The following is a 26612-nucleotide window of genomic DNA, read 5'->3' as shown; positions in this document are numbered from 1 at the left end:
ATGAACACCTCGCTCGTCAACCTCGCACCGTTGCCGCGCCTGGCCCTGCTGGCGCTGCTGGTCGCCCTGCCGATGCTCGCGTGGTGGTGGTGGCGTGGCCGAACGTCGGGCGCGTCGGCCCGCCTCGCCGCGCTGACCGCGCTGACCCTGTTCCTGACCTTCGACCTGATCGTCTTCGGCGCCTTCACCCGCCTGACCGACTCCGGTCTCGGCTGTCCCGACTGGCCGGGCTGCTACGGCGAAGCCAGCCCCTTCGGCGCGCGCAGCGAGATCGGCGAGGCGCAGGCGGCGCTGCCGAGCGGCCCGGTCACCTGGGGCAAGGCCTGGATCGAGATGATCCACCGCTACCTCGCGATGTCGGTCGGCCTGCTGATCCTCGTCGCGACGATCGGCAGCTGGTGGAAGCGCGCCCAGCTGCCGCATTCGCCCTGGTGGCCGACGCTGACGCTCGTCTGGGTGATCGTGCAGGGCCTGTTCGGCAAGTACACGGTGACGCTGAAGCTGTACCCGGCCATCGTCACGCTGCACCTGATGGGCGGCTTGATCCTGCTGCTGCTGCTGGTGCTGCAGCGCGAGTCGTTCGCCAACCGGCCGATACAGCCGGTGCAGCCGCTGCACGGCCGCCTGCCCCGGTGGGCGATCGGCACGACCCTCGCGATCCTGCTGCTGCAGGCCGCGCTCGGGGGCTGGGTCAGCAGCAACTACGCGGTGCTGGCCTGCCGCGGTTTTCCGGACTGCAACGGTGCCTGGTGGCCGGCGATGGACTTCGAACACGGCTTCACGCTGCTGCGGGAGCTCGGCCGCGCCGGGCATGGCGGCTTTCTGCCGTTCGATGCGTTGGTCGCGATCCACATGGTGCACCGCCTGTTCGCGCTGGTCGCGACGGCCGCGCTGATCGCACTGGTCGTCGGCCTGCTGCGCGACGGCGGGGCGACGCCGCGACGCTTCGCGCTGCTGCTCGCTGGCCTGCTGGTGGTGCAGATCGCCTCCGGACTGTCGAACGTCGTGCTCGACTGGCCGATCGTCGCGGCGCTCGGCCACAGCGCCGGCGCGGCCGCGCTGGTCGGCGTGCTCGGCGCGCTGTGGTCACGCTGGCGGACGGCACCGCAGGCAGCCATGGCCCGCAGTGCGGAATGGCGGCCTGCCTAAAATCCGCCCCTCCCGATGAATCCCTCGCTCGCCACCGCCGCCCGGCCCGCGTCCCGCTGGTCGCAGTACATGGTGCTCACGAAGCCCCGTGTGGTGCAGCTCATCGTCTTCTGCGCGGTGATCGGCATGCTGCTCGCGGTGCCGGGCCTGCCCGACCTGCGTACCGCGCTGGCCGCGACCGCCGGCATCTGGCTGGTGGCCAGCGCCGCGGCGGCCTTCAACTGCCTGGTCGAGCAGCGCATCGACCAGAAGATGGCGCGCACCGCCTGGCGGCCGACCGCCAAGGGCGAGCTCAGCAGCACGCAGGCGCTGGTCTTCTCGCTGCTGCTCGGCGGCGCCGGCAGTGCGCTGCTGTACGTGTGGGTCAATCCGCTGACGATGTGGCTCACCTTTGCCACCTTCGTCGGCTATGCGATCGTCTACACCGTGGTGCTGAAGCCGCTGACGCCGCAGAACATCGTCATCGGCGGCGCGTCCGGCGCGATGCCGCCGGTGCTCGGCTGGGCCGCGATGCGGGGCGAGGTCGGCCCCGAGGCGCTGGTGATGTGCCTGATCATCTTCCTGTGGACGCCGCCGCACTTCTGGGCGCTGGCGCTGTACCGCGTCGAGGACTACCGGCGTTCCGGCCTGCCGATGCTGCCCGTCACCCACGGCAGCGACTTCACGCGCCTGAACGTGCTGCTGTACACGCTGGTGCTGTTCGCCGCGACCTTGCTGCCCTTCGTCATCGGCATGAGCGGCTGGCCCTACCTGGTGGCGGCCACCGTGCTCGGCGGCTGGTTCATCGCCTACGCCTTCCGGCTGTGGCGCCACTACAGCGACCAGTTGGCTCGCCGCACCTTCCGCTTCTCGATCATGCACCTGGCGCTGCTGTTCGCCGCGCTGCTGGTCGACCACTACGTCTGGCCATGGCTCACCTGAATCCGCTGCGCCGCCGCAGTCTGCTGGTGGCGGCGTCTGCAGCGGTGGCTGCGGCCGCCGGCTGCGATGTCGCCAAGCCGCAGTTCAAGTCGATCGACATCACCGGTGCCGACTATGCGCGCACGCTCGCACTGACCGACCAGAACGGGCAGCCGCGCACGCTGGCGGACTTCAAGGGCAAGGTCACCGTCGTCTTCTTCGGCTACACGCAGTGTCCGGACGTCTGCCCCACGACGATGGCCGAGCTCGCCGAGGTCAAGCGCGCGCTGGGTGCGGACGGCGCGAAAGTGCAGGGCATCTTCGTGACGGTGGACCCGGAACGCGACACCCCCGAGCTGCTGAAGGCCTACATGGCGAACTTCGGCGCCGATTTCGTCGCGCTGCGCGGCACGCGCGAGCAGACCAAGGCCGCGGCGAAGGAGTTCAAGGTCTTCTTCGCCAAGGTGCCCGGCAAGACCGAAGGCAGCTACACGATGGACCACACCGCCGGCTCCTACGTGTTCGATACGCAGGGCCGGGTGCGGCTCTTCACCCGCTACGGCAGCGGCAGCAAGGCGCTGGCCGACGACCTGAAGCTGCTGCTGGCCGAGGCCTGAAGGACGCGGCGCTGCCCGCACCAACGAAAACGCCGGCCCTCGGGCCGGCGTTCTTGTTCAGGACGTGACGACGCGCCGTCAGACGTGAGCTTCCATCGCCTTGCGCATCTTCTTCATCGCCGCGACCTCGATCTGGCGGATGCGCTCGGCGCTCACGCCGAACTCCGCCGCCAGCTCATGCAGCGTCTTGCCGCCGCTCGAGTCGTCGTTGACCTGCAGCCAGCGCTCCTCGACGATGCGGCGGCTGCGCGGGTCCAGCGTCGCCAGCGCCTGGGTCAGGCCGTCGGTCGACAGCGCGTCGCGGCGACGCGACTCCAGCACCCGGGTCGGCTCGCCGGTTTCGTCGGCCAGGTAGGCGATCGGCGCGAAGCTTTCTTCGCTGTCGTCCGTCTGCGGTTCCAGCGCGACATCACCACCGGACAGCCGGGTCTCCATCTCGATGACCTCGGACGGCTTGACGTTCAGCTGCTGCGCGATGTGCTCGATCTCGCTCGCCGACAAGGTATGGCGGTGCGCTTGTTCGTCTGTCGCGTCGCTCTTCAGGCTCTGCTTCATCGAGCGCAGGTTGAAGAACAGCTTGCGCTGGGCCTTGGTCGTCGCCAGCTTGACCATGCGCCAGTTGCGCAGGATGTATTCGTGGATCTCGGCCTTGATCCAGTGCAGCGCGTAGCTGACCAGGCGCACGCCCTGTTCCGGATCGAAGCGCTTGACCGCCTTCATCAGGCCGACGTTGCCTTCCTGGATCAGGTCGCCCTGCGGCAGGCCGTAGCCCAGGTACTGCCGCGACACCGACACGACCAGGCGCAGGTGCGACAGCACCAGGCGGCCGGCGGCTTCCAGGTCGCCCTGGTCGCGCAGGCGCCGCGCGAACTGGGTTTCGTCTTCCTGCGTCAGCATCGGCAGGCGGTTCACGGCAGTGATGTACGCGTCCAGGTTGCCCAGCGAAGGCACCAGGGCCCACGGGTCGCGGACGGACAAGGCGGTGGTGGCGGACAGGTTCATGGGTAGATGTGACAAGCCGAAGGCTCGTGGAGTTCCCAGGATATTAGCACTCGCTGGCGAGGAGTGCTAAGGACCTCGAGCGAGGGACTTGTCGCCGCGCAAAGTTCGAAATTCAGTGCTTTCTTTGGTAGCAAGCACTGACTTCTATCCGAACCGCGTATCCGCTTCCTCGAGCAGGCCGTCAACCAGGTGCAGGAAACTCGCCAGATTGAGCGGCTTGGTCAGGTAGTGCACCGCACCGGCCGAGATCGCCTCGTTGACGCGCGAAGGCGTGGCGTCGGCCGAGACGACGACGATCGGCACGCCGCCGGTATGCACGTCGCGCTTCAGGTGTCGCAGCAGCTCCAGCCCGTCGATGTCGGGCAGGTGCATGTCCAGCAGGATCAGATCGGGCGGCTCGGCGCGGATGGCCGCCAGCCCATCCAGCCCCGTCGTCGAGACCTTCATCGTCACCTGCGGGCGCTGCGCCAGGATGCCGCGCATCACCTCGGCGTTGGTCTCGTTGTCCTCGACGTAATGCACGCGGCGTTGCCGGTAGGGCGCTGCCAGCGCATCCAGCGCCTGGTCGCCGGTGTCCTCGTCGACCTCCAGCGCCGCGGTGGGCAGGCTGAGTACGAAGGTCGATCCGAGCCCGAGCCGGCTGCTGGCCCGCAGGCTGCCGCCCATCAGCTCGGCCAGGCGGCGGCTGATCACCAGGCCGATGCCGGTGCCCTCGATGTTGCTGTGCTCGCGGCCCAACCGGTTGAAGGGCTGGAACAGTTCGGCGACCTGCACCTCGCTCAGCCCCTGGCCGGTGTCGGTGACCCGGATCTCGATCAGGCCATCGGCGCCCCGCACCGTCTCGACGTCGACGCGGCCGCGCTCGACGTTGTACTTGATCGCGTTCGACAGCAGGTTGGTGAGCACCTGCTTGAGCCGCGTCGGATCGGCCTGCACGGTGCGTGCGGCCGGATCGACATGCTCGCGCAGCAGGATGCCGCGGCGCCCGGCCGAGGGTTCGACCATCGCCACGCACAGGCGCAGCAGCGGCGCCAGGTCGACCGGCACGGTCTCCAGTCGCAGGGTGCCGGCCTCGATGCGCGACAGGTCCAGCGTGTCGTTGATCATGTCCAGCAGGTGCCAGCCGGCATGCTGGATCTGCGTCGTCCACTCGGTCTGGTGGGCCGACAGCGGCGGCTGGCGGTCGAGCTCGAGCAGCTGCGCGAAGCCGAGCATCGCGTTCAACGGCGTGCGCAGTTCGTGGCTCATGCGCGACAGGAACTCGCTCTTGGCCTGATTGGCCGATTCGGCGAGCTGGCGGCCGCGCTCGGCATCCTGCAGCTTCAGCCGCTCGGTGATGTCCTCGACCACCGCGACCAGGCGCTGCGGCTGGCCGGCGGCGTCGCGCAGCACGCTCAGCGTCATCTGCACCCAGACCAGCGGCCCGTCGCGGTGCAGCAGCCGCTTGCGGCGGGTCGGGGCACCACCGTCCGGGCGGGCATCGGCGCGGATCAGCTGCACCAGCAGCTCCGCATCGTCGGCGCGATCGTCCGGATGGGTGAACTCCGCCAGCGTGCGGCCGGTCAGCGCGTCGGCCTTGTAGCCGAGCATCTCGCGGAACTTGGGGTTGGCCTCCCGCACCCGCCCAGCGAGGTCGGCGTAGACGATGCCGATCGGCGCGTGGTCGAGGATGTTGCGCAGGCGCTGCTCGCTTTCGCGCAGGGCCTGGTCGCTGCGTGCACGTTCGACCATCTCGCGCTGCAGCTCGGCGGTGCGCTGCGTCACCGCATGCTCGATGCGGCGCGTGCGGCCGGTGACCGTCAGCAGCAGCGCGGCCAGCATCGCCGTCGACAGCAGGCCGACGGTCGAGAACAGCCAGGCCGACAGCGGCCCGGCCTCGGCGAATTCACCGGCCACCGCCGACAGGCGCAGGCGCCATTGCCGTCCGCCGATGCTCAGCATCCGCTCCACGCTGTACGGCGCCGCGGCGGCCGACTCGCAGCCGGGAGCACCCGCCAGGCGCACGCGCGGCGCGGCAGGGTCGGCATCGATCAGGCACCAGCGCAGGAAGCCGGGCTGGTCCCGCATCGCCGCGGCCAGCGACTGCTCCATGCGCAGCGTCACGAACACCACCCCGCGCAACGCGGAGGCGCGCTCGCTGGCCGGCGGCTCGCCGCGGTAGAGCGCGCGGTAGATCACGATGCCGGTCTGGTCGCCGATCTCCTGCGTCAGCCGGAAGCCGGCCGAGGCGGCCGCTTCGTCGGTGCCGATGGCCCGCTGCACGGCTTCGCGCACCGCGGGGATCGACAGCGCATTGACGCCCAGCGCGCTGGCATTGCGCTCGAAGGGTTCGACGTAGCGGATCACCAGCGCCTGCGCGTCCTGCGCCGAGATCGGTTCGCCGCCGCGCTCGCGGCGCTCGAAGATGCGCATCGGCCGCCCGTCGGCGGCGGCCGCCTGCTGTTCGAAGCGGGCGAAGTCGGCGCGCGGCACCGACTGGCTGAAGCCGATCGCCTGCAACTGCACCGGCAGCCTGAGCCACGGCCCCGCCGCGCGCTGCATCTCCTCGCGCGACACCTCGCCGGACGCGATGAACAGCCCATGCATCGCCTCGAGCGCGAACAGCGCGTGCTGCAGCTGGTTGCTCGCCGCTTCGGCCGCGGCGCTGGCGGCCCGTTCGAAGGCCGTGCGGTTGCGCAGTTCCTCCAGCCGCGCCACCTGGATCGTCGCCACCGCCAGCAGGCCGGTCGCCGCCAGCAGCGGCAGCGCCAGCGCGATACGGCGTGGCGCCCAGTCGCTGCGCGGCTGGCCGATCAGCGTCAAGGCGATCGGGGCGCCGATCAGCACGCCCAGCGAGTCGCCGGCCCACCAGGTCCACCAGGTATAGGCCCGGTTGTCGGCCGGCACGACGCCGGCGGCGCTGAGCGCGGTGGTGGCGATGGTGGCGTTGACCAGGCAGGCCGCCAGCGCGCCGAACAGGCAGAAGGCCAGCACGTCGCGCGGTTCGGCCAGCGCGCGCGAGCGCACGCGGCTGCGCACCAGCCAGTCACCCAGCGCGGCCTGCGCGCCGGCACCGACGCCGATCACCGCGGCCAGCGCCAGCGCGGTGCCGCCGGGCACGCTGCGCGGTGCGGCGAGCAGCGCGTTGACGATGAAGGAGCCAATCACCACGCCGGGCAGCGCGCGCCAGCCGTAGACCAGCATCGCCGCCAGCGCGATGCCGGCCGACGGGTAGATCGGGGCCGCGTAGCCGGGCGGGATCGCCAGCATCAGCGCCAGCTGACCGGCCGCGGCGTAGGCGGCCGCCGTCAGCACGGCGGGCAGCACGACTCCCAGCAGCGCCCTCATCATCGCGTCTTGTCGGGCGCCGTCGGATCGCGCCCCCTCGCGGGCGAGACTACCATCACCCGCCGATCATCCGCGCACCGGCCGGGTTAGACGTTGAACAGGAAGTTCATCACGTCGCCGTCCTTGACGACGTACTCCTTGCCCTCGGCCCGCATGCGCCCCGCATCCTTGGCGCCCTGTTCGCCGCCGTGCGTCACGAAGTCGTCGTAGGCGATGGTCTGCGCGCGGATGAAGCCGCGCTCGAAGTCGGTGTGGATCACGCCGGCGGCCTGCGGCGCGGTATCGCCGATGTGGATCGTCCAGGCGCGCACTTCCTTGACGCCGGCGGTGAAGTAGGTCTGCAGCCCCAGGAGCGTGAACGCGGCGCGGATCAGCCGGTTCAGGCCCGGCTCGTCCTGGCCCATCTCGGCCAGGAACATCACCTTGTCCTCGTCGGCCATGTCGGCCAGTTCCGCCTCGGTCTTGGCGCAGATCGCCACCACCGGCGCGTTCTGCTTCGCCGCGTATTCGCGCAGGCGGTCCAGGAAAGGGTTGTTCTCGAAGCCGTCCTCGGCGACGTTGCCGACGAACATCGCCGGTTTCGCGGTGATCAGGCACAGCGGCTTCAGCACCACCAGCTCTTCCTTGCTGAAGTCGATGCTGCGCACCGGCTTCGCCTGGTCGAGCGCCACCTGGCATTTCTTCAGCACGTCGACGATGCGCTGCGCTTCCTTGTCGCCGCCGGCCTTGGCCACCTTGGTGTAGCGCAGCAGGCCCTTCTCGACGGTGGTCAGGTCGGCCAGGCAGAGCTCGGTCTGGATGACCTCGATGTCGGCGATCGGATCGACCTTGCCGGCCACGTGGATCACGTTCGGATCCTCGAAGCAGCGCACGACGTTGACGATCGCGTCGGTCTCGCGGATGTGCGACAGGAACTGGTTGCCCAGGCCCTCGCCCTTGCTGGCACCGGCCACCAGGCCCGCGATGTCGACGAACTCGACGATCGCCGGCACGACGCGCTCGGGCTTGACGATCTCGGCCAGCTTGCTCAGCCGCGGGTCCGGCAGCTCGACCACGCCGACATTCGGCTCGATCGTGCAGAACGGGTAGTTCTCGGCAGCGATGCCGGCCTTGGTCAGTGCATTGAAAAGGGTGGACTTGCCGACGTTGGGCAGGCCCACGATGCCGCATTGGAGGCTCATGGAAGGCTTTCGGGGCCGGCGCCGGGCGGGCGGCCAAGAGGGGCGAAAGGCGGCAATTTTAGGACGCCGCCGACGACCGGCAGCCGCTTCCTACAATCCCGCCCATGAATGCGGTCGACGTCAGCATCCTGGGCAGCGGCCCGGTGGCCTTCAGCCTCGGGCTCGCATTGGCCCGCCAGGGCCTGCGCGTGGCGCTGCCGCGCGTGCCGCCGCTGGCCGCGGCGGGCGACCTGCGCGCCTATGCGCTCAACGCCGCCGCGCGCACGCTGCTGAAGTCGCTGAAGGTCTGGGACGCGCTGCCCGCCGACGCGGTGACGCCGGTGTACGACATGCACGTCGAAGGGGATGGCAGCGACCAGACCGGCGGCCGGCTCGATTTCTCGGCCTGGCAGCAGGGCGTCGAGGCGCTGGCCTGGATCGTCGATGCCGCCGAGCTCGACCGCGCGCTGCACACCGCCGCCCGCTTCGCGCCGCACCTGGTGCTCGACAGCGGCGACGTGAAGGCGGCGCTGACCGTGCTGGCCGAAGGCAAGGACTCCGCCGCCCGCGACGCGCTGGGCGTGCGCTTCGAGCGCCACGGCTACGGGCAGGTCGCCGTGGCCGCCCGGCTGCGGGCGGACAAGCCGCATGCCGGCGTCGCGCGCCAGTGGTTCCGCTCGCCCGACGTGCTCGCGCTGCTGCCGCTGGACCGGCCGCAGCCGCAGGCGAGCTACGCGCTGGTGTGGTCGCTGCCGGGCGAGCGTGCGCAGGCCCTGCTGCAGGCCGACGACGCCGCCTTCGAACAGGCGCTGGCCGAGGCCACCGGCGGCGCCGCCGGCCGCCTGGCGCTCGCCAGCGCACGCGCCGGCTGGCCGCTGTCCATCGCCCGTGCCGAACGCCTGTGCGGCGCAGGCTGGGTGCTGGTGGGCGATGCGGCGCACGTGGTGCATCCGCTGGCCGGCCAGGGCCTGAACCTGGGCCTGGCCGACGTCGCCACGCTGGCCCGGGTGATCGCCGGGCGCGAGCCCTGGCGTCGCTTAAGCGACGAGGTGCTGCTGCGCCGCTACGCCCGCGAGCGCGCGCTGCCGACGCAGGCGATGGCCCGCCTGACCGACGGCCTGCTGCACCTGTTCGCCACCGAACAGCCGGCGTTGCGGGAACTTCGCAACCGGGGCATGACTCTGCTCAACCACTTCGCGCCGCTGAAGCGGCTGCTCACCGCGCGGGCGCTCGACGCCTGAAGGATTCCGATGAAGCCCTCCCTCCCGATGCTGCGCGCCGCAGCCTTCGCCGTGGCCACGCTGGCCGCCGTCGCCGCCAGCGCGGACGAAGCGGCGATCCGCAAGACGCTCGCCGAGCGGCTGCCGAACATGCCGAAGATCGACGAGGTCACCAAAACGCCGATCCCCGGGCTCTACGAAGTGCGCATGGGCACCGAGATCGTCTACACCGACGAGAACGGCCACTACGTGGTCCAGGGCGCGCTGATCGACACCAAGACGCGCAGCGACCTGACGCAGGCGCGCATCGACAAGCTCACCGCCTTCGACTTCGCGGCGCTGCCGCTGAAGGACGCCGTGCTGGTCAAGCAGGGCAGCGGTGCGCGCAAGCTGGTGGTCTTCGCCGATCCGAACTGCGGCTACTGCAAGCGCATCGAGCGGGACCTGATGGCGCTGAAGGACGTCTCGATCTACACCTTCCTGTACCCGATCCTCGGCACTGACTCGACCGCCAAGTCCAAGGACATCTGGTGCGCGAAGGACGCCGGCAAGGCCTGGCGCGCGTGGATGCTCGACGGCGTGACACCGCCGAAGTCGGCCGCGGAATGTGATGTCGCCGCGCTCGACCGCAACCTGAAGCTCGGCCAGAAGCACCGCGTGACCGGCACGCCGGCGGTGGTGTTCGAGGACGGCAGCCGCGCGCCCGGCGCGGTGCCGGCGGCGCAGATCGAATCGCGCATGGCGGCGGCCAAGAAAGGCTGACGCGCTGACGCCCCGGCGCCACGGCGGCGAACCGCCCGCTGCGGCGGCCGCCACAATGCGGGGCACCATGTCCGCCGCGTCCACTGCCCTCCCGACTCCCTTGTCGCCCGTCGCGCTGCGCATGGGGCACCTGGGGTTGTTGCCCTTCGTCGTCGGCGCTGCGCTGGTGTGGCTGGTGCATGCGCCCCTGCGCCCACCGGTCGCGCAAGGGTTGGCGGTCTACGCCGCCCTGGTGGTCGCGCTGCTCGGCGGCGTGCACTGGGGCATCGGCTTCGCCGAACCGTCGCCGCCGGTGTCGCTGTTCACCTGGGGCAGCGTGCCGGGTCTGCTGGCCTGGCTGGCCGCCATGATGCCGCCGGAGTCGGGCCTGGTGCTTGCCGGCGTGCTGCTGGTCGCCGGCTACCTCGTCGACCGCCGGGTCTATCCGCGCCACGGTCTCTCGGCCTGGCTCACGCTGCGATTCCGCCTGTCGGCCGTGGCCGCCCTCTGTTGTTTCCTCGGTGCCGCCGGCGCCTGAACCATGATCAGCTACCGCATCGACGTCGACGACCCGCACGGGCACCTGTACCGCGTGACGATGAGCGTCGCGCAGCCGGCCGACGAGCAGCGCCTGTCGCTGCCGGTGTGGATTCCCGGCAGCTACATGGTGCGCGAGTTCGGTCGCCACCTGTCGGGTCTCTCGGCCGCGCAAGGCCGGCGCGAGGTGCCGCTGGAGCAGCTCGACAAGACCACCTGGCTCGCGCGCTGCAGCGGCCGCGCCGCGCTGACGGTGAGCTACCGCGTCTATGCCTTCGACACCTCGGTGCGCACGGCCTTTCTCGACGCGCGCCGCGGCTTCTTCAACGGCACCAGCCTGTGTCTGCGCGCCGAAGGGTTCGAGGACGCGCCGCACCGGCTGGCGCTCGGCAAGCTGCCCGCCGGCTGGGAGATCGCGACGGCGCTGCGCCCGGCCGGCGCGCGGGCCTTCGAGGCCGACGGCTACGACGAGCTGGTCGACCACCCGGTGGAGCTCGGCCGTTTCTGGCGCGGAAGCTTCGAGGCCTGCGGCGTGCCGCACGAGTTCATCGTCGCCGGCGCGTGGCCGGGCTTCGACGGCGACCGGCTGCTGGCCGACACCAAGCGCATCTGCGAGACGCAGATCCGCTTCTGGCATCCCCAGAAGCACCCGAAGGCGCCGTTCGACCGCTACGTCTTCCTGCTCAATGCGGTCGAGGAAGGGTACGGCGGCCTCGAGCACCGCGCCAGCACCGCGCTGATCTGCAACCGGCGCGACCTGCCGCGCCAGCGCATGGAAGGCCTGCCCGACGGCTACGTGACGCTGCTCGGGCTGATCAGCCACGAGTACTTCCACACCTGGAACGTCAAGCGCCTGCGGCCCGCTGAATTTGCGCGTTATGACTACACACGCGAGAACTACACGCGGCTGCTGTGGTTCTTCGAGGGCTTCACCTCCTACTACGACGACCTGCTGCTGCTGCGCGCCGGCCTGATCGACGGCAACCGCTACGTCAAGCTGCTGGCCAAGGCGGCCAACGCGGTCGCCGGCACGCCGGGCCGCCACGTGCAGAGCGTGGCCGATGCGAGCTTCGACGCCTGGGTCAAGTACTACCGGGCCGACGAGAACACCGTCAACGCCACGATCAGCTACTACGTCAAGGGCTCGCTGGTCGCACTGGCGCTGGACCTGACGCTGCGCGAGGCCGGCGGTTCGCTCGACGGCGTGATGCGGCGGCTGTGGAAGGCGTCCGCCGGCGGGCCGATCGACGAAGCGGCGATCGCCGCGGCGCTGGAAGCCGAAGGCGGGCGCAGCTTCGAGAACGAGCTGGCCGCCTGGGTGCACGGCACCGGCGAGCTGCCGCTGGCCGAGTTGCTGCCGGCGGTGGGCATCTCGGTGCGGCGCGAGCGCGCCGGCTTCGGCCCGGCGCTGGGCCTGCGGCTGTCCGAGGGGCCGGTGACCGGTGTCATCGTCAAGTCGGTGCTGGCAGGCAGCCCGGCGGCGGCGGCCGGGCTGTCGGCCGGCGACGAACTGCTGGCGGTCGACGGATGGCGCATCCGGCGCCTCGACGACGCGCTGAACTGGATCGACCGCAGCCGGCCCTTCGAGCTGACGCTGGTGCGCGACCAGCGCCTGCAGACGCTGCGCCTGTCGCCGACCGCCGACGCCGCGTGGACCGAAACCCAGGCCTGGCAGCTCGACGACAAACCCGTGCGCGCGGTGCTCGCCCACCGGCGCGGCTGGTTCGATGGCTGAAGCCGCCCGCCTCGGCGCGCCCGTGCATCCGCTGCTGCAGCGGCGCAGCGGCTGGGGCCTGCTGGTGGTCGTGACGATCGTGCACCTGCTGGCGGCCGACGAGCTGGTCAGCAACCGTTTCGGCGAAGGGGATGCGCCGCGCGACATGCCGCGCATCGAGGTCGCCTTCGTGCGCGAGCTGCAGCAGGCCGCGCCGCCGGAGGCCGCGCCCCCGCCCGCGCCGAAGCGCTCCGAACGCGCCTTGCCGACACTGGCCGAGCGGCCGCAGGCGCCAGCGTCCGCGCCGATCGCTGCGCCGCCGCCGCCCCCGCCCGTCGTCGCGGCGGTGGAATCGCCCGCCGCAGCGACGCCGCCGGCCAGCGAGCCGCCCCGCAGCGTCACGGTGGCCGAGCTGCCACCGGCGGTGAACGCGGCGTCCGATCCGCCGTCACCGCCGACGGCGGCGGCACCGGCCGCGGTCGAAGCCAGCGCCGCCGTCGCCGCGACCGCTGCCAGCGCGCCGGCCGTCCCGGCGGCGAGCTTCGAATGGCCGCCGTCGACGCAGCTGTCCTACATCGTCGACGGCTACTTCCGCGGTCCGCTGCCCGGCGAGGCAGTGGTCGAGTGGCTGCGCTCGGGCTCGCGCTACCAGGTGCACCTGAAGGTCTCGGTCGGCGGCGGCGCGATGAAGCGGCGCGCGTCGAGCGAAGGCGAGCTCACCGATCGCGGCTTGCAGCCCCGTCGCTTCGATGGCGAGCAGGGCGGCCTGTTCATGCGCACGCGGCGCTGGAGCCAGCAGTTCGGCCCCGAGCGCATCGTGCTCGGCGACGGCAGCGAGCTCGACGCCTTGCCCGGCGTGCAGGACGAAGCGAGCCAGTTCGTGCAGCTGACGTGGCTGTTCACGACGCGGCCGGAGCTGCTGCAGACCGGCCGCACGATCGAGATCCCGCTGATGATCAACCGACGGCTCGACCGCTGGACCTACGACATCGTCGAGCGGCAGACGCTGAACCTGCCCTTCGGCGAGGTGCCGGTCTACTACATCAAGCCGCGCCGCGACGCCCGCCCCGGCACGATGGTGGCCGAGGTGTGGATCGCGCCGACCCTGCAGTACCTGCCGGCGCGCATCCGCATCCGCCAGGACGAGTCGTCTTATGCGGACATGACGCTGGAGCGCGCGCCGATGCAGGCCGGGGAACCGGTGCGCCGATAATTCCCGCATGGACACCCAGTACATCCTGATCGACACCCGCGGCGACGGCCCGCGCCGCACCGGCCTGATCACGCTGAACCGGCCGAAGGCGCTGAACGCGCTGAACGACGGCCTGATGGACGAGCTCGGCGCGGCGCTGAGGGCCTTCGACGCCGACGAGACGATCGGCTGCATCGTGCTCACCGGCAGCGAGAAGGCCTTCGCCGCCGGCGCCGACATCGCCGCGATGGCGCAGCTCGACCACATGGACGCCTACAAGGGCGACTACATCTCGCGCAACTGGGAGCACCTGCGCAGCGTGCGCAAGCCGGTGATCGCCGCGGTGGCGGGCTTCGCGCTCGGCGGCGGCTGCGAGGTGGCGATGATGTGCGACATCGTCATCGCCGCCGACACCGCGAAGTTCGGCCAGCCCGAGATCAAGCTCGGCGTGATCCCCGGCGCCGGCGGCACGCAGCGCCTGCCGCGCGCGGTTGGCAAGGCCAAGGCGATGGACATGGTGCTGACCTCGCGCATGATCGACGCGGCCGAGGCCGAGCGCGCCGGGCTGGTGTCGCGCGTGGTCCCGGCCGACAAGCTGCTCGACGAGGCCTTCGCCGTGGCCGACGTGATCAACGCGCTCGGGGGTCCGAGCGTGATGATGGCCAAGGAAGCGGTGAACCGCGCCTTCGAGTCGGGCCTGTCCGACGGCATCAGCTACGAGCGTCGCCTGTTCCAGTCGCTGTTCGGCACCGAGGACCAGCGCGAAGGCATGGACGCCTTCCTCAATAAGCGCAAGCCGCAGTTCAAGCACCGCTGACACCGCTGAACACCGGGGCTGAGGGCGCCCGGGGCGCCTTTCAAGCGGGCGCATTGTTCGCAAAACCGCATTGGTGCATTCGCGCCGGGGCGGTTTTTCTTCGGGCGCGCGATTTCTACAGTGCCAACCATCGACACGAACCTGATGGAGCCTGTATGAAGAAGCTGATGATTGCCGCGCTCGCCGCCACCGCCGTCGGCACCGCGTTCGCCGACGACCCGACGCTGGACACGCTGGCGCACACCGCGTCGCTGAAGTCGCGCGGCCAGGTGATCGCCGAGCTCGCGCGCGCCAAGGCCGACGGTTCGATCAAGGCCTGGGCCAACGTGCCGCAGTTGAACAAGGCGCAGGACATCCGCACGGTGAAGACGCGTGCCGAAGTGAAGGCCGAGGTGCTCGCTGCCCGCGACGCCGGCGCGCTGAACACCGGGGTCGGCGAGGATAGCGGCGCGCTGGCCGCGGCCCAGCGGACCGACGGCCGCGCCGCACCGACGCTGCTGGCCGGCCGCCGCTGAAAGCCTGCCGCTCAGGGCGCGACCCAGCGCGCGCCCTGGGCGTCGATCACCGCGCGGCGGTGCACGCCATGCTCGTGCAGTTCCAGCCAGTCGAGCCGCTCGACGTGGGCGTTCACCAGCGCGAAGTGGCCCACCATGCCCGGCGCCGCCGGCGCATCGAGGGCCTCGCCCGGCGGCGCCGGCGATCGGTAGTCGCCCGTCGCCTGGGCCTCGAGCAGCGATTCCCAGCGCGCCGCGACGTCCGGTCCGGTGGTGCGGACCTCGAAGCGGCAGCGCAGGCGCAGCTGCCATTGCAGCGCGCGCGACCAGACCATCAACGTACCGAGCGGATGCTGCGCCAGCTGCCGCACCTTCGGCGAGCGCGCATCGGTGAAGAACACCAGCACCCGGTCGGCCGGCCGGCACTCGCGCAGCACCACCTGTCGCAGGTCCGCGGCCTCGCCGTCGACGGTGGCCAGCGCCATCAGGCGCCACGGGTGCCCCGGTTCTTCGAGCGCGCGCCACAACTCCGCCCAGCACGCCGCCTCGACGTCGGTCAGCGCCAGGGCGGCCATGTCGCGCGCGGCCGGCCCGGCGTCAGGCTTCGCGGCGCAGGGCCGGGAAGAGGATCACGTCGCGAATGCTCGGGCTGTCGGTCAGCAGCATCACCAGGCGATCGAGGCCGACGCCGCAACCGCCGGTGGGCGGCATGCCGTACTCGAGCGCGCGGATGAAGTCGGCGTCGTAGTACATCGCCTCCTCGTCGCCGGCTTCCTTGTTCGCCACCTGGGCGCGGAAGCGCGCGGCCTGGTCCTCGGCGTCGTTGAGCTCGGAGAAACCGTTGGCGTACTCGCGGCCGGTGATGAAGAGCTCGAAGCGTTCGGTGACCTTCGGGTTGGCGTCCGATGCCCGCGCCAGCGGCGACACCTCGACCGGATAGTCGATGATGAAGGTCGGCTGCCAGAGCTTTTCCTCGACCACCGCCTCGAAGAGGCCGAACTGCAGCTCGGCCAGGCCCCAGTGCGCCGGCGGCTCCTCGCCGAGCGACTTGAGCTTGTCGTGCAGCACGCGCGCATCGGTCGACTCGGCGTCCGTCAGCCCCGCGTGCACCACCAGCGATTCGCGCACCGACAGCCGCGCGAACGGCTTGTCCAGTTCGACCGCCTTGCCGTTGTAGGTGACGCTCGCCGAGCCGGTGGCCATGCGCGCGGCATGGCGCAGCAGCGCCTCGGTGAAGTCCATCAGGTCGTGGTAGTTCCAGTACGCCGCATAGAACTCCATCATCGTGAATTCCGGGTTATGCCGGACCGAGATGCCTTCGTTGCGGAAGCTGCGGTTGATCTCGAACACACGCTCGAAGCCGCCGACGACCAGGCGCTTCAGGTACAGCTCCGGCGCGATGCGCAGGAACATCTCCTGGTCGAGCGCGTTGTGGTGCGTCTTGAAGGGCTTGGCGTTCGCGCCGCCGGGGATCGGGTGCAGCATCGGCGTCTCGACCTCGAGGAAGCCGTGCTCGACCATGAAGCTGCGGATCGAGCTGACCGCCTTGCTGCGCGCGACGAAGCGCGCGCGTGAAGTCTCGTCGGTGATCAGGTCCGCGTAGCGCTGGCGGTACTTCATCTCCTGGTCCGCCATGCCGTGGAACTTGTCCGGCAGCGGGCGCAGGTTCTTCGTCAGCAGCTGGATCGACGTCAGCTTGACCGACAGCTCGCCGGTGCGCGTCTTGAACAGCGTGCCCTCGGCGCCGACGATGTCGCCGAGGTCGAGGTGCTTGAACTGCTCGTAGGCCTCGTCGCCGAGCGCGTCCTTGGCGGCGAAGAGCTGGATGCGGCCGTGCGTCTTGCCGAAGCTGCCGTCCTGCAGGGTCGCGAAGCTGGCCTTGCCCATCACGCGCTTGAGCATCACGCGGCCTGCGACGGCCACCGGGATGCCCTGCGGCTCGAGCTCTTCGTTCGCCAGCTCGCCGTACTTCTGCTGCAGGTCCGCGGCGTGCTGCTTCGGCTTGAAGTGATTCGGGAACGCGACGCCGCGCTGGCGGATCGCGGCCAGTTTCTCGCGACGCTCGGCGATCAGCTTGTTGTCGTCGTCGGGGGGCAGGGCGTCGTGGGTGGTCATGGCGCGGCTCGTTGCGGCTCGGGGCGTCTTGGGGAAACCGCGAATTGTAGGCAGGCGGTTGGCGGCTTCGTTCACAATGACGCTGGAGGTGTCCGTCATGGGTGTTGCGCTGCAGAAACTGACGCTGGCCGACTTCCTGGCTTGGGAGAACGCGCAGCCCGAGAAGCACGAGTTCCATCGTGGCGACGTGTTCGCGATGGTGGGCGGGCGGCGCAGTCATGGCCGGGTCATCTTGAACCTGGCGCGCCAGCTGATGAATCACCTGGATGGTTCGCCGTGCCAGGTGTTCGCCGATTCGATGAAGCTGCAGATCGCCGACGACACCATCCTCTACCCCGACGTCTTCGTCACCTGCGACAAGGCCGACCTCGCCACGGACCAGATCTTCCGCGCGCCCAGCCTGGTGATCGAGGTGCTCTCCCCGAGCACCCAGGCCTACGACCGCAGCCAGAAGTTCGCGCTGTACCGCCGCGTCGCGTCGTTGCAGGAGTACGTGCTGGTCGACCCGGAGACGCGCCGCGTCGAGGCCTTCCGCCGCACCGCCGACAACCAATGGCTCTTCGTCGACATGAGCGGCGACGAGGCGATGCGCGCGGTCAGCATCGACTGCAGCGTGCCGCTCGCCGAGGTCTTCGCCGGCGTCGACCCCGCCGGCAGCGCGTCCGGTTGACGCGGCCCGCTGGCGGATAATCCGCGGCTCGCCGCGCGCCGCCCGCAGATGCATTCGCCCCCGCTTCCCGTCACCGATCGCAAGGTCCGCTTCGCGCTGGCCGGCTGCGGCCGCATCGCCGCCAACCACATGGCCGCGATCGAGCGCCATGCCGAGCGCGCCGAGCTGGTCGCCGTCTGCGACACCGACCCCGGCGCGCTCTTTGCCGCGGCCGAACGCACCGGCGCGAAGCCCTTCGCGAGCTACCCGGCGATGCTGGCCGGCAGCGATGCCGACTGCGTGGTGCTGACCACGCCCAGCGGTCTGCATCCGCAGCAGGCCATCGACGCGGCCGCCGCGCGCCGCCACGTGATGACCGAGAAGCCGATGGCCACGCGCTGGGCCGACGGCCTGGCGATGGTCAAGGCCTGCGACGAGGCGGGGGTGCGCCTGTTCGTCGTCAAGCAGAACCGCCGCAACCGCACGCTGCAGCTGCTGCGCGAGGCGCTGAAGCTCGGGCGCTTCGGCCGCATCTACATGGTCACGGTCAACGTGTTCTGGTCGCGGCCGCAGAGCTACTACGACTCCGCGGCGTGGCGCGGCACCTGGGAATTCGACGGCGGTGCGTTCATGAACCAGGCCAGCCACTACGTCGACCTGCTCGACTGGCTGATCGGACCGGTCGAGAGCGTGATGGCCTACACCGGCACGCTGGCGCGCAACATCGAGGTCGAGGACACCGGCGTCGCGGCGCTGAAGTGGCGCAATGGCGCGATGGGCTCGGTCAACGTGACGATGCTCGCGCACCCGAAGAACTTCGAGGGCTCGATCACCGTGCTCGGCGAACACGGCACAGTGCGCATCGGCGGAGTCGCGGTGAACTCGATCGAGCACTGGGAGTTCGCCGAACCGCACGAGATGGATGCGCACCTGGACGACGCGAGCTACCAGACGACCTCGGTCTACGGCTTCGGTCACCCGCTGTACTACGACAACGTGATCGCCACCTTGCGCGGCGAGGCCGAGCCCGAGACCGATGGCCGCGAGGGCCTGAAGTCGCTGGAGCTGCTGATCGCGATGTACCGCTCGGCACGCGACGGCAAGCGCATCAACCTTCCCCTGGAGTATTGATGCCGTCCAATGTGAGCGTGCATCCCAGCGCGATCGTCGACGACGGCGCGCAGCTCGGCGACGGCTGCCGGGTCTGGCACTTCACGCACATCAGCGCGGGCGCGCGCATCGGCCGCGACTGCTCGTTCGGACAGGGTGTCTACGTCGGCAACGACGTGTCCATCGGCGACAACGTCAAGGTGCAGAACAATGTCTCGGTCTACGACGCGGTGACGCTCGAGGACGACGTGTTCTGCGGCCCGAGCATGGTGTTCACCAACGTCTTCAACCCGCGTTCGGCGGTGCCGCGCAAGAACGAATACCGCCGCACGCTGGTCAGGCGCGGCGCGACGCTGGGCGCCAACTGCACCATCGTCTGCGGCACCACCATCGGCGAACACGCCTTCGTCGGCGCCGGCGCGGTGGTCAGCCGCGACGTGCCGGCTTTCGCGCTGATGGTCGGCGTGCCGGCCAGGCGCATCGGCTGGATGAGCCGCCACGGCGAACGCCTCGACCTGCCGGCTTCCCTGCCGAACGGAGGCTCGGGCGAAGCCGCCTGTCCCGCCACCGGCGAACGCTACCGCCTCGACGGCGACACCCTCACGCCATGCAGTTCATCGACCTGAAATCGCAGTACGCGGCCCTGAAGGCCGGCATCGACGCACGCATCCAGCGTGTGCTCGACCACGGCCAGTACATCATGGGCCCCGAGGTCGCCGAGATGGAGGCGGCGCTCGCCCGGCTCACCGGCGCCAAGCACTGCATCGCGGTGGCCAGCGGCACCGAGGCGCTGCTGATCGCGCTGATGGCGCTGGACATCCGCCCCGGCGACGAGGTGATCACGACGCCGTTCACCTTCGCCGCCACCGCCGAGATGATCGTGCTGGCCGGCGCGAAGCCGGTCTTCGTCGACATCGAGCCCGACACCTGCAACATCGATGCGCGCCTGATCGAGGCGGCGATCACGCCGCGCACGCGGGCGATCATGCCGGTCAGCCTGTACGGCCAGGTGGCCGACATGGCGGAGATCAACGCCGTCGCCGACGCCCATGGCCTGGCCGTGATCGAGGATGCCGCGCAGAGCTTCGGCGCCAGCTACCAGGGCCGCAAGAGCTGCAACCTGTCGACCTTCGGCGCGACCAGCTTCTTCCCGAGCAAGCCGCTCGGCTGCTACGGCGACGGCGGCGCGCTGTTCACCAGCGACGACCGGCTGGCCCAGGTCTGCCGCGAGATCCGCGTGCACGGCCAGAGTGGCCGCTACCACCACACGCGGCTGGGGGTCGGCGGGCGCATGGACACGCTGCAGTGCGCAATCGTGCTGGCCAAGCTCGAGCGCTTCGAGTGGGAGATCCAGCGCCGGCTGGCGCTCGGCGACCGTTATGCGCGGCTCATCGATCAGCGCGGCCTGCCGCTGCAGCGCCTGGCGGTGCGGGCGGACCGCGACTGCGTGTGGGCGCAGTACACGGTGCTGGTCGACGAGCGGCCGCGCGTGCAGCAGGCGCTGCAGGCGGCCGGCATTCCGACCGCCGTGCACTACCCGAAGCCGCTGCACCACCAGCCGGCCTATGCCGCGGGCCAGGACCCGGCATCCTGCCCGCACAGCGTGCGCGCGGCGCAGCGGGTGCTGAGCCTGCCGATGAGCGCGGACCTGAGCGAGGCCGACCAGGACCGCATCGTCGACGCGCTGGCGGCTGCGCTGACCTCTTCTGCCACCGCCTGACCACCCGATGGCTGCGGCCGGCCTGCTGCGTGCGACCCTGACGCTGCTGACCGGCGGCGCGCTCGCGCAGGCGCTGCCGCTGCTGCTGGGGCCGTGGCTCGCACGGCTGTACAGCCCGCAGGAGTTCGGCATCTACCACCTGTTCGCCGCGGTCGCTGCCAACATCGCGGTGGTGGCCTGCGCGCGCTACGAGTTCGCGCTGCCGCTGGCGGCCGATGCGCGCGAAGCCGATGCGCTGCGGCGCCTCGGGCTGGTGCTGCTGGCCGGCGCGACGGTGCTGTGCGCGCTCGGCGCCGCGCTGTGGGCCTGGATGGGTGCGGCGAGCTGGCCGCTGTGGCTGCCGCTGTCGGTGGCGGTGCTGGGCGCGCTGTCGCTGGCGACGCTGTGGGCCACGCGCGGGCAGCGCTTCCGGGCGCTGGCCGGCGCGCGCGTGCTGCAGCATGGCGGCGGCGCGGCGGCGCAGGTCGCCGCGGGTGTCGCGCAGGGTGGCGTGCACGGCCTGATCGCGGCGCCGATCGCCGCCGCACTGGCGGCACTCGCGCTGCTGCGGCTGCCGCTCGGCCGCGGCGCGTCGACCGGTTCGGCCGACGAGCTGAAGGCCGCTGCGCGGCGCCACCGCGAGTTCCCGCTGCTGAATACGCCGCATGCCTTTCTCGGCGCGCTGCAGGACACGCTGACGATGGCGCTGATCACCGCGCAACTGGGCGCCGCCGCCGGGGGGGCCTGGGGCCTGGCGCTGCGTTACCTGAAGGCGCCGGCGACGCTGGTCGGCGGCGCGCTGTCGCAAGCGCTGTACCCGCGGCTCGCTTCGGCGGGGGGCATCACCGCCGAAGCGCGCCACACCGTGCGCCGCGCGATGCTGGCGCTGGCGGCGATCGCCGCGCCGCTGGTGTTGCTGCTGTGGATTTTCGGCCCCGACCTCTTCGCGTGGGCCTTCGGCGAACGCTGGCGCGAGGCCGGCGAGCTGGCGCGCGCGCTGGCGCTGTACATCGGCGTGCACTTCGTCGCCTCGCCGCTGGCGGTGGTCACGATGGCCTGGGGCGCGCAGGCCTGGGCGCTGAAGCTGGCGCTGATCGGGCAGGGCGCCTTCCTCGCGGCGCTGGCGCTGGGGCTGCAGCTCGGCAGCCTGGCCGCCGCGGGCTGGGCGGTTTCGATCGCCACGGCCGCGTACTTCGGCTGGTACTTCTTCAAGCTCGCGACCTGGCCGGTGGCGCCGGTGGCACCGGAGGCGGGCGCATGATGCGCGCGGTCTTCAACCGCCTGCGCCGCCGCCTCGCGCGCTGGTTGTGGCACCGCATGGTCTTCGGCGAGACCTCGCAGGGCCGGGCGCTGCCGAACACCCGCATCGCACCGTCGACCTGCATCGAGCACGAGGACCGGCTGGTGCTGGCCGACCATGTCTACATCGGCCCGTTCAACTTCATCGAGGCCAGCGCCGGCATCGAGATCGGCGAGGGCGTGCAGATCACCCACCATGCCAGCATCGTCACGCACAGCTCGCACCGTGCGCAGCGCCTGCTCGGCCGGCGTTTCGTCGAATGGACCGGCGAGCGGCCGGGCTGGGTGCAGGCGCCGGTGGTCATCGGCGCCTGGTGCTTCATCGGCCCGCACAGCCTGATCGAGGCCGGCACGCGGCTGGGCCGCGGCTGCGTGGTGCGCGCGGGCAGCGTGGTGCGCGGCGAGTTCCCCGAATTCGCGGTCATTGCCGGCAACCCGGCGCAGGTGGTCGGTGATACCCGCGCGGCCGACCGGCGCTGGCTCGAGCGCCATCCCGAGCTGCTGCCGCACTACGAAGCCTGGGCAGGCGAAATGTCCCACCCCCGGAGCGCCTTCGGCGCTTCCCCCTCAAGGGAGCGCCCCCAGCGGCCCGGCAGAGCCGGTTCCGCGGCGGCCGCTTGGTGGCGTCGCCTCTCTCGGCGGTCGGTGCGCAAGTCGTCCGACGGAGAGGGTCAGCCGTGAAGCTCGTCCTCATCGGCGACGGCGAAAGCCCGCACCTCGTCAAGTGGGCGCGTGCGCTCGAACCGCGGCTGGAGCTCTATGCCGCGTCGTCGCGCGGCTTTGCGCCGGCGCTGGCCGAGCTGCTGCCGCCGGAACGGCGCCTCGCGCTGAATACGCGGCCGAACTTCGCCGGTGGCAATACCGCGGTGCTGCGCAGCCTGCCGAAGCTGGGTCGCTGGCTGAAGGAGATCGATCCGGCCTGGCTGCATGCGCACTACCTGACTTCCCACGGCACGCTGGCCGTCGCCGCGAAGCGCGGCTGGGGCCTGCGTGCAAAGATCGCCGGCTCGGCCTGGGGCTCGGACATCCTGGTGACGCCCGAGCGAAGCGTCGTGCTGCGCTGGCTGACCCGGCGTGTCCTGCGCGCGTGCACGCTGTGCACCAGCGACTCGCTGCACATGGCCGAGCGCATGCGTGCGCTCGGCGCGCGCGAGGTGATGAGTTTTCCGTTCGGCCTCGAGACACTGCCGCCGCCGCCCGGCATGAAGCAGGAGCGCCTGTTCTTCGGCAACCGCGGCCTCGAGCCGATCTACGCGCCCGATCGCGTGCTCGCCGCCTTCAGCGCGATCGTGCGCGACTGGCCCGATGCCGAGCTGGTGCTGGCCAACGACGGTTCGCTGCGCCCCGCGCTGGAGCAATGGGTCAAGCACTCGGCCATCGCCGACCGCGTGCGCTTCGTCGGCCGCCTCTCGGCCGACGCGCAGGCGCAGTGGTACACCCAGGCGCGCTGGTACTTCAGCCTGCCGCGCTCCGATTCGGTGTCGGTCTCGGTGCTGGAGGCGCTGGCCCACGGCTGCGTGCCGATCCTGTCGGACCTGCCGGCCAACCGCGAACTGGTCAACGACGGCGAGAACGGCCTGATCCTCGGCGACGGCCGCCTGCCCGATGCGGCCGAGCTGCACGCGATGGCCGTGCGCGCCGACCGCATCGCGCACGACAACCACGGCTGGGTCGCGCGCCAGGCGATGTTCGAGCCGGCGGTCGAGCGCTTCGTCGCGCGCCTGCACGCGCTGCACACGGGCCATGGGCTGCGGCGCCCGCGCGGGTCGGTGGCCTGATGAGGTTATTGCTCATCAACCACTACGCCGGCCATCCGACGCTGGGCATGGAGTACCGGCCGTACTACCTCGCGCGCGAATGGGTACGACAGGGGCATGCGGTGCAGATCGTCGCCGCATCGCACAGCCACGTGCGCTCGCGCCAGCCGGCGCCGGGCGACCAACTGCTCGACGGCATCCACTACCGCTGGCTGCGCACGCCGGCGTACCAGGGCAACGGCCTCGGCCGGGCCTGGAACATCGCCCGCTTCCTGTGGCCGCTGTGGCGCGACGCCCGCGCGATCGTCGACGGGTTCCGGCCCGACGTGGTGATCGCCTCGAGCACCTACCCGATGGACATCTGGGTCGCGCGCCGCATCGCGCGGCTGGCCGGTGCGGTGCTGGTGTTCGAGGTGCACGACCTGTGGCCGCTGTCGCCGATCGAGCTGTCGGGGATGTCGCCGGGCCATCCGTTCATCCGGCTGTGCCATGCCGCGGAGTCAAGCGCCTACCGGAGTGCCGACCGCGTCGTTTCGATGCTGCCGGTGGTGCACGACTACATGGCCTCGCGAGGACTGGACCTGAAGCGCCTGGCGATCGTGCCGAACGGCATCACGCTCGACGAGTGGCAGGGCACGCCGCCGCCGCTGCGCGAGGACGTCGCCGCGGCGATCGCGTTGCAGCGCGCGGCCGGCCGCACCGTGGTGGGTTATGCCGGCTCGATGGGGCTGCCGAACGCGCTGGACGTGCTGCTCGACGCCGCGAAGCTGTTGAAGGGCGAGCCGATCGCCATCGTGATGGTCGGCGACGGCCTCGAGCGCGAGCGCCTCGCGCAGCGCATCGCCGACGAAGGCATCGCCAACGTGCAGTGGCTGCCGCCGATCCCGAAGGCGCAGATTCCCGGCTTCCTGGCGCTGATCGACATCGCCTACATCGGCTGGCAACGCGTGCCGATCTACCGCTTCGGCATCGCGCCGAACAAGCTGATGGACTACATGATGGCCGGATGCGCCGTGCTGCATTCGGTCGAGGCGGGCAACGATCCGGTCGCCGAGAGCGGCTGCGGCCTCACGGTCGCGCCGCAGTCGGCGCAGGCGGTGGCCGACGGCCTGAAGCGCCTGGCGGCCGTGCCGCCCGTCGAGCGCCGCGCGATGGGCGAACGCGGTCGCGCATTCGTGATGGCGCACCACACCTACCCGGTGCTGGCCGAGCGCTTCCTGCAGGCAGTCGCGCGATGACGATGCCGCACGAGGACGAGTCGCGCGCGGTCGCCGAGCGCTACGCGCGCCGCGGCGCGCCCGACCGCTATAGCCTGCTGCAGCCCGACGTCTGGCAGACGGTGCAGGAGCGCCAGCGCGCCATGCTGAAGCTCTTCGCGCGGCTCGGCTGGCACGACCTGCCGCGGCGCCGGGCGATCGAGGTCGGCTGCGGCGCGGGGGGCAATCTGCTGGAGCTGCTGCGCCTGGGCTTCCTGCCCGAGCACCTGGCCGGCATCGAACTGCTGCCCGAACGCTTCGCGATGGCCAGGCGCGTGCTGCCGGCCGCGGTGCCGCTGTGGCAGGGCGATGCCAGCACGCTGGACATCGAACCGTCGAGCCGCGACCTGGTCCTGCAGTCCACCGTCTTCTCGTCGCTGCTCGACGACGGTTTCCAGCAGCGCCTGGCCGAGCGCATGTGGACCTGGGTCGCGCCCGGCGGCGGTGTGCTGTGGTACGACTTCACCGTCGACAATCCGCGCAACCGGGATGTGCGGGGCGTGCCGTTGAAGCGCATCCGTGCGCTGTTCCCGCGTGCGACGCTGTGGCACCAGCGCATCACGCTGGCACCGCCGCTGGCGCGCCTGCTGTGCCGCGTGCACCCGGCCCTGTACCCGATCTTCAACACCCTGCCGCCGCTGCGCACGCACGTGCTGGCTTGGCTTCAGAAACCCGCTCCATGACCGCTGCCGCCCCGCTCCTGCCCTTCCTGCCGTTTGCCGCGCCCGAGATCGGCGACGAGGAGATCGCCGAGGTCGTCGACACACTGAAGACCGGCTGGGTCACGACCGGGCCGAAGGCCAGGCGCTTCGAAGCCGACTTCGCGGCCTTCCTCGGCGAGCCGTCCCTGCACTGCATCGCGGTCAACTCCGCGACGGCCGGTCTGCACCTCGCGCTCGAGGCGCTGGGCATCGGCCCCGGCGACGAAGTGATCACGACGACGCACACCTTCACCGCCACGGCGGAAGTCGTGCGCTACCTCGGCGCCGACGTGAAGCTGGTCGACATCGATCCGGCGACGCTGAACATCGACCCGGCCTTGGTGGAGCGCGCGATCACGCCGGCGACCAAGGCGATCATCCCGGTGCACTACGGCGGCCTGGCGGCCGACATGCCGGCGCTGCTGGCGATCGCGCGGCGGCATGGCCTGAAGGTGGTCGAGGACGCCGCCCATGCGCTGCCGACCACCAGCGCCGGCCGCCTGGTCGGCACGCTGGACAGCGACGCCACGGTCTTCAGCTTCTATGCCAACAAGACCATCACCACCGGCGAGGGCGGCATGCTGGTGACGCGCGATGCCGCGCTGGCGCAGCGCGCCAAGGTGATGCGCCTGCACGGCATGAGCCGCGATGCGTTCGACCGCTTCACCGCCACGGTGCCGAGCTGGTACTACGAGGTCATCGCGCCGGGCTTCAAGTACAACCTGACCGACATCGCCGCGGCGCTGGGCATCCACCAGCTGAAGAAGGCCGAGCGCTTCCAGCAGCGCCGGGCGGCGATTGCCGAGCGTTATGCCGAGGCCTTCGCGGCGCTGCCGTTGACGCCGGCGCCGATGGCACCGGCCGGCGAGCGCCATGCCTGGCACCTGTATCCGGTGCAGCTGGCCGACGACGCCGGCCTCTCGCGCGAGCGCTTCATCGAGAAGCTGTTCGAGCTCGGCATCGGCTGCAGCGTGCACTACATCCCGCTGCACCAGCAACCCTACTGGCGCGACCGCTACGCGCTGAAGGCGGAAGACTTTCCCCACAGCCAGCGCGCGTACGAGCGCATGGCCAGCCTGCCGATCTACTCGCGCATGAGTGACGCCGACGTCGAGCGCGTCATCGCCGGCGTACGCGCCGTGCTCGGCGCCTGAGC

25 protein-coding genes are annotated in these 26612 nt (G+C 71.0%); 20 read left to right on the top strand and 5 right to left on the bottom strand.

The window, feature by feature from the left end:
* The 3 genes from P1K89_RS06885 to P1K89_RS06875 are packed head-to-tail and all read left to right on the top strand — an operon-like array spanning nucleotide 1 to nucleotide 2666.
* A complete protein-coding gene (locus tag P1K89_RS06885; protein ID WP_284615642.1) occupies nucleotides 1–1149 on the top strand; it encodes a COX15/CtaA family protein in 1149 nt (382 codons plus the stop codon).
* Nucleotides 1150–1164: 15 nt separating this feature from the next.
* A complete protein-coding gene (cyoE, locus tag P1K89_RS06880; protein ID WP_284615641.1) occupies nucleotides 1165–2070 on the top strand; it encodes a heme o synthase in 906 nt (301 codons plus the stop codon).
* Entirely contained in the window at nucleotides 2058–2666 is a 609-nt protein-coding gene (locus P1K89_RS06875; protein WP_284615640.1) for an SCO family protein, read from the top strand. The genes cyoE and P1K89_RS06875 overlap by 13 nt, the downstream gene beginning before the upstream one ends.
* 78 nt (nucleotides 2667–2744) lie before the next feature.
* Here P1K89_RS06875 and rpoH read toward each other — a convergent pair whose 3' ends face one another.
* From rpoH to ychF, 3 genes are all read right to left on the bottom strand, one after another.
* The gene (gene rpoH, locus P1K89_RS06870; RefSeq protein ID WP_284615639.1) at nucleotides 2745–3668 is read right to left on the bottom strand and encodes an RNA polymerase sigma factor RpoH; all 924 of its coding nucleotides are present in this window, start codon (nucleotides 3666–3668) and stop codon (nucleotides 2745–2747) included.
* 144 nt (nucleotides 3669–3812) lie between these two features.
* Complete coding sequence (locus P1K89_RS06865) at nucleotides 3813–6995, bottom strand: CHASE domain-containing protein (protein WP_284615638.1); 3183 nt, start codon at nucleotides 6993–6995, stop codon at nucleotides 3813–3815.
* An 86-nt stretch (nucleotides 6996–7081) separates the two neighbouring features.
* On the bottom strand, nucleotides 7082–8176 hold the full coding sequence (ychF, locus tag P1K89_RS06860; protein WP_284615637.1) for a redox-regulated ATPase YchF: 1095 nt from the start codon (nucleotides 8174–8176) through the stop codon (nucleotides 7082–7084).
* 104 nt (nucleotides 8177–8280) lie between these two features.
* Here ychF and P1K89_RS06855 point away from each other — a divergent pair, with 104 nt between their 5' ends.
* The 7 genes from P1K89_RS06855 (at nucleotide 8281) to P1K89_RS06825 (ending at nucleotide 14891) form a co-directional block, all read left to right on the top strand.
* Nucleotides 8281–9396, top strand: coding sequence for an FAD-dependent monooxygenase (locus tag P1K89_RS06855; protein ID WP_284615636.1), 1116 nt, complete (start codon nucleotides 8281–8283; stop codon nucleotides 9394–9396).
* Nucleotides 9397–9405: 9 nt separating this feature from the next.
* Nucleotides 9406–10137, top strand: a complete 732-nt coding sequence (locus P1K89_RS06850; protein ID WP_284615635.1) for a DsbC family protein — start codon at nucleotides 9406–9408, stop codon at nucleotides 10135–10137.
* A gap of 100 nt (nucleotides 10138–10237) precedes the next feature.
* Entirely contained in the window at nucleotides 10238–10654 is a 417-nt protein-coding gene (locus tag P1K89_RS06845; protein WP_284615634.1) for a DUF3429 domain-containing protein, read from the top strand.
* Between the two features lie 3 nt (nucleotides 10655–10657).
* Nucleotides 10658–12388: a M61 family metallopeptidase gene (locus P1K89_RS06840; RefSeq protein WP_284615633.1), complete on the top strand. Its 1731-nt coding sequence runs from the start codon at nucleotides 10658–10660 to the stop codon at nucleotides 12386–12388.
* Nucleotides 12381–13580 carry a DUF3108 domain-containing protein gene (locus tag P1K89_RS06835; protein WP_284615631.1) on the top strand — a complete coding sequence of 400 codons (1200 nt, stop codon included), beginning with the start codon at nucleotides 12381–12383 and terminating at the stop codon, nucleotides 13578–13580. Before P1K89_RS06840 ends, P1K89_RS06835 begins: the two co-directional genes overlap by 8 nt.
* 7 nt (nucleotides 13581–13587) lie before the next feature.
* Nucleotides 13588–14376 (top strand): enoyl-CoA hydratase, encoded by a 789-nt coding sequence (locus P1K89_RS06830; RefSeq protein WP_284615630.1) that lies wholly within the window; start codon nucleotides 13588–13590, stop codon nucleotides 14374–14376.
* A gap of 155 nt (nucleotides 14377–14531) precedes the next feature.
* Nucleotides 14532–14891, top strand: a complete 360-nt coding sequence (locus tag P1K89_RS06825; RefSeq protein WP_284615629.1) for a DUF4148 domain-containing protein — start codon at nucleotides 14532–14534, stop codon at nucleotides 14889–14891.
* An 11-nt stretch (nucleotides 14892–14902) separates the two neighbouring features.
* On the opposite strand, the gene P1K89_RS06820 is transcribed toward P1K89_RS06825, so the two are convergent.
* Both P1K89_RS06820 and lysS read right to left on the bottom strand, forming a co-directional pair.
* Nucleotides 14903–15445: a pyridoxamine 5'-phosphate oxidase family protein gene (locus P1K89_RS06820; protein ID WP_284615628.1), complete on the bottom strand. Its 543-nt coding sequence runs from the start codon at nucleotides 15443–15445 to the stop codon at nucleotides 14903–14905.
* 22 nt (nucleotides 15446–15467) lie between these two features.
* The gene (lysS, locus tag P1K89_RS06815) at nucleotides 15468–16985 is read right to left on the bottom strand and encodes a lysine--tRNA ligase (protein WP_284615627.1); all 1518 of its coding nucleotides are present in this window, start codon (nucleotides 16983–16985) and stop codon (nucleotides 15468–15470) included.
* Nucleotides 16986–17082: 97 nt separating this feature from the next.
* Here lysS and P1K89_RS06810 point away from each other — a divergent pair, with 97 nt between their 5' ends.
* The 10 genes from P1K89_RS06810 to P1K89_RS06765 are packed head-to-tail and all read left to right on the top strand — an operon-like array spanning nucleotide 17083 to nucleotide 26610.
* On the top strand, nucleotides 17083–17655 hold the full coding sequence (locus tag P1K89_RS06810) for a Uma2 family endonuclease (RefSeq protein WP_284615626.1): 573 nt from the start codon (nucleotides 17083–17085) through the stop codon (nucleotides 17653–17655).
* A 48-nt stretch (nucleotides 17656–17703) separates the two neighbouring features.
* Entirely contained in the window at nucleotides 17704–18765 is a 1062-nt protein-coding gene (locus tag P1K89_RS06805; RefSeq protein ID WP_284615625.1) for a Gfo/Idh/MocA family protein, read from the top strand.
* Complete coding sequence (locus P1K89_RS06800; RefSeq protein ID WP_284615624.1) at nucleotides 18765–19370, top strand: acyltransferase; 606 nt, start codon at nucleotides 18765–18767, stop codon at nucleotides 19368–19370. The genes P1K89_RS06805 and P1K89_RS06800 overlap by 1 nt, the downstream gene beginning before the upstream one ends.
* Nucleotides 19352–20464 carry a DegT/DnrJ/EryC1/StrS family aminotransferase gene (locus P1K89_RS06795; protein WP_284615623.1) on the top strand — a complete coding sequence of 371 codons (1113 nt, stop codon included), beginning with the start codon at nucleotides 19352–19354 and terminating at the stop codon, nucleotides 20462–20464. Before P1K89_RS06800 ends, P1K89_RS06795 begins: the two co-directional genes overlap by 19 nt.
* A gap of 7 nt (nucleotides 20465–20471) precedes the next feature.
* Nucleotides 20472–21704, top strand: a complete 1233-nt coding sequence (locus tag P1K89_RS06790) for an oligosaccharide flippase family protein (protein WP_284615622.1) — start codon at nucleotides 20472–20474, stop codon at nucleotides 21702–21704.
* Complete coding sequence (locus P1K89_RS06785; protein ID WP_350080415.1) at nucleotides 21701–22423, top strand: acyltransferase; 723 nt, start codon at nucleotides 21701–21703, stop codon at nucleotides 22421–22423. Before P1K89_RS06790 ends, P1K89_RS06785 begins: the two co-directional genes overlap by 4 nt.
* A complete protein-coding gene (locus P1K89_RS06780; protein ID WP_284615621.1) occupies nucleotides 22420–23520 on the top strand; it encodes a glycosyltransferase in 1101 nt (366 codons plus the stop codon). The genes P1K89_RS06785 and P1K89_RS06780 overlap by 4 nt, the downstream gene beginning before the upstream one ends.
* On the top strand, nucleotides 23520–24737 hold the full coding sequence (locus P1K89_RS06775) for a glycosyltransferase family 4 protein (RefSeq protein ID WP_284615620.1): 1218 nt from the start codon (nucleotides 23520–23522) through the stop codon (nucleotides 24735–24737). Before P1K89_RS06780 ends, P1K89_RS06775 begins: the two co-directional genes overlap by 1 nt.
* Nucleotides 24734–25438: a methyltransferase domain-containing protein gene (locus tag P1K89_RS06770; RefSeq protein ID WP_284615619.1), complete on the top strand. Its 705-nt coding sequence runs from the start codon at nucleotides 24734–24736 to the stop codon at nucleotides 25436–25438. Before P1K89_RS06775 ends, P1K89_RS06770 begins: the two co-directional genes overlap by 4 nt.
* Nucleotides 25435–26610, top strand: a complete 1176-nt coding sequence (locus P1K89_RS06765; RefSeq protein ID WP_284615618.1) for a DegT/DnrJ/EryC1/StrS family aminotransferase — start codon at nucleotides 25435–25437, stop codon at nucleotides 26608–26610. The genes P1K89_RS06770 and P1K89_RS06765 overlap by 4 nt, the downstream gene beginning before the upstream one ends.
* Nucleotides 26611–26612 lie beyond the last annotated feature (2 nt).

Origin of the sequence: Aquabacterium humicola (assembly GCF_030167915.1) — a bacterium.
Lineage (GTDB): Bacteria > Pseudomonadota > Gammaproteobacteria > Burkholderiales > Burkholderiaceae_C > Pseudaquabacterium > Pseudaquabacterium humicola.
This window is presented reverse-complemented; position numbering and strand designations above follow the sequence as displayed.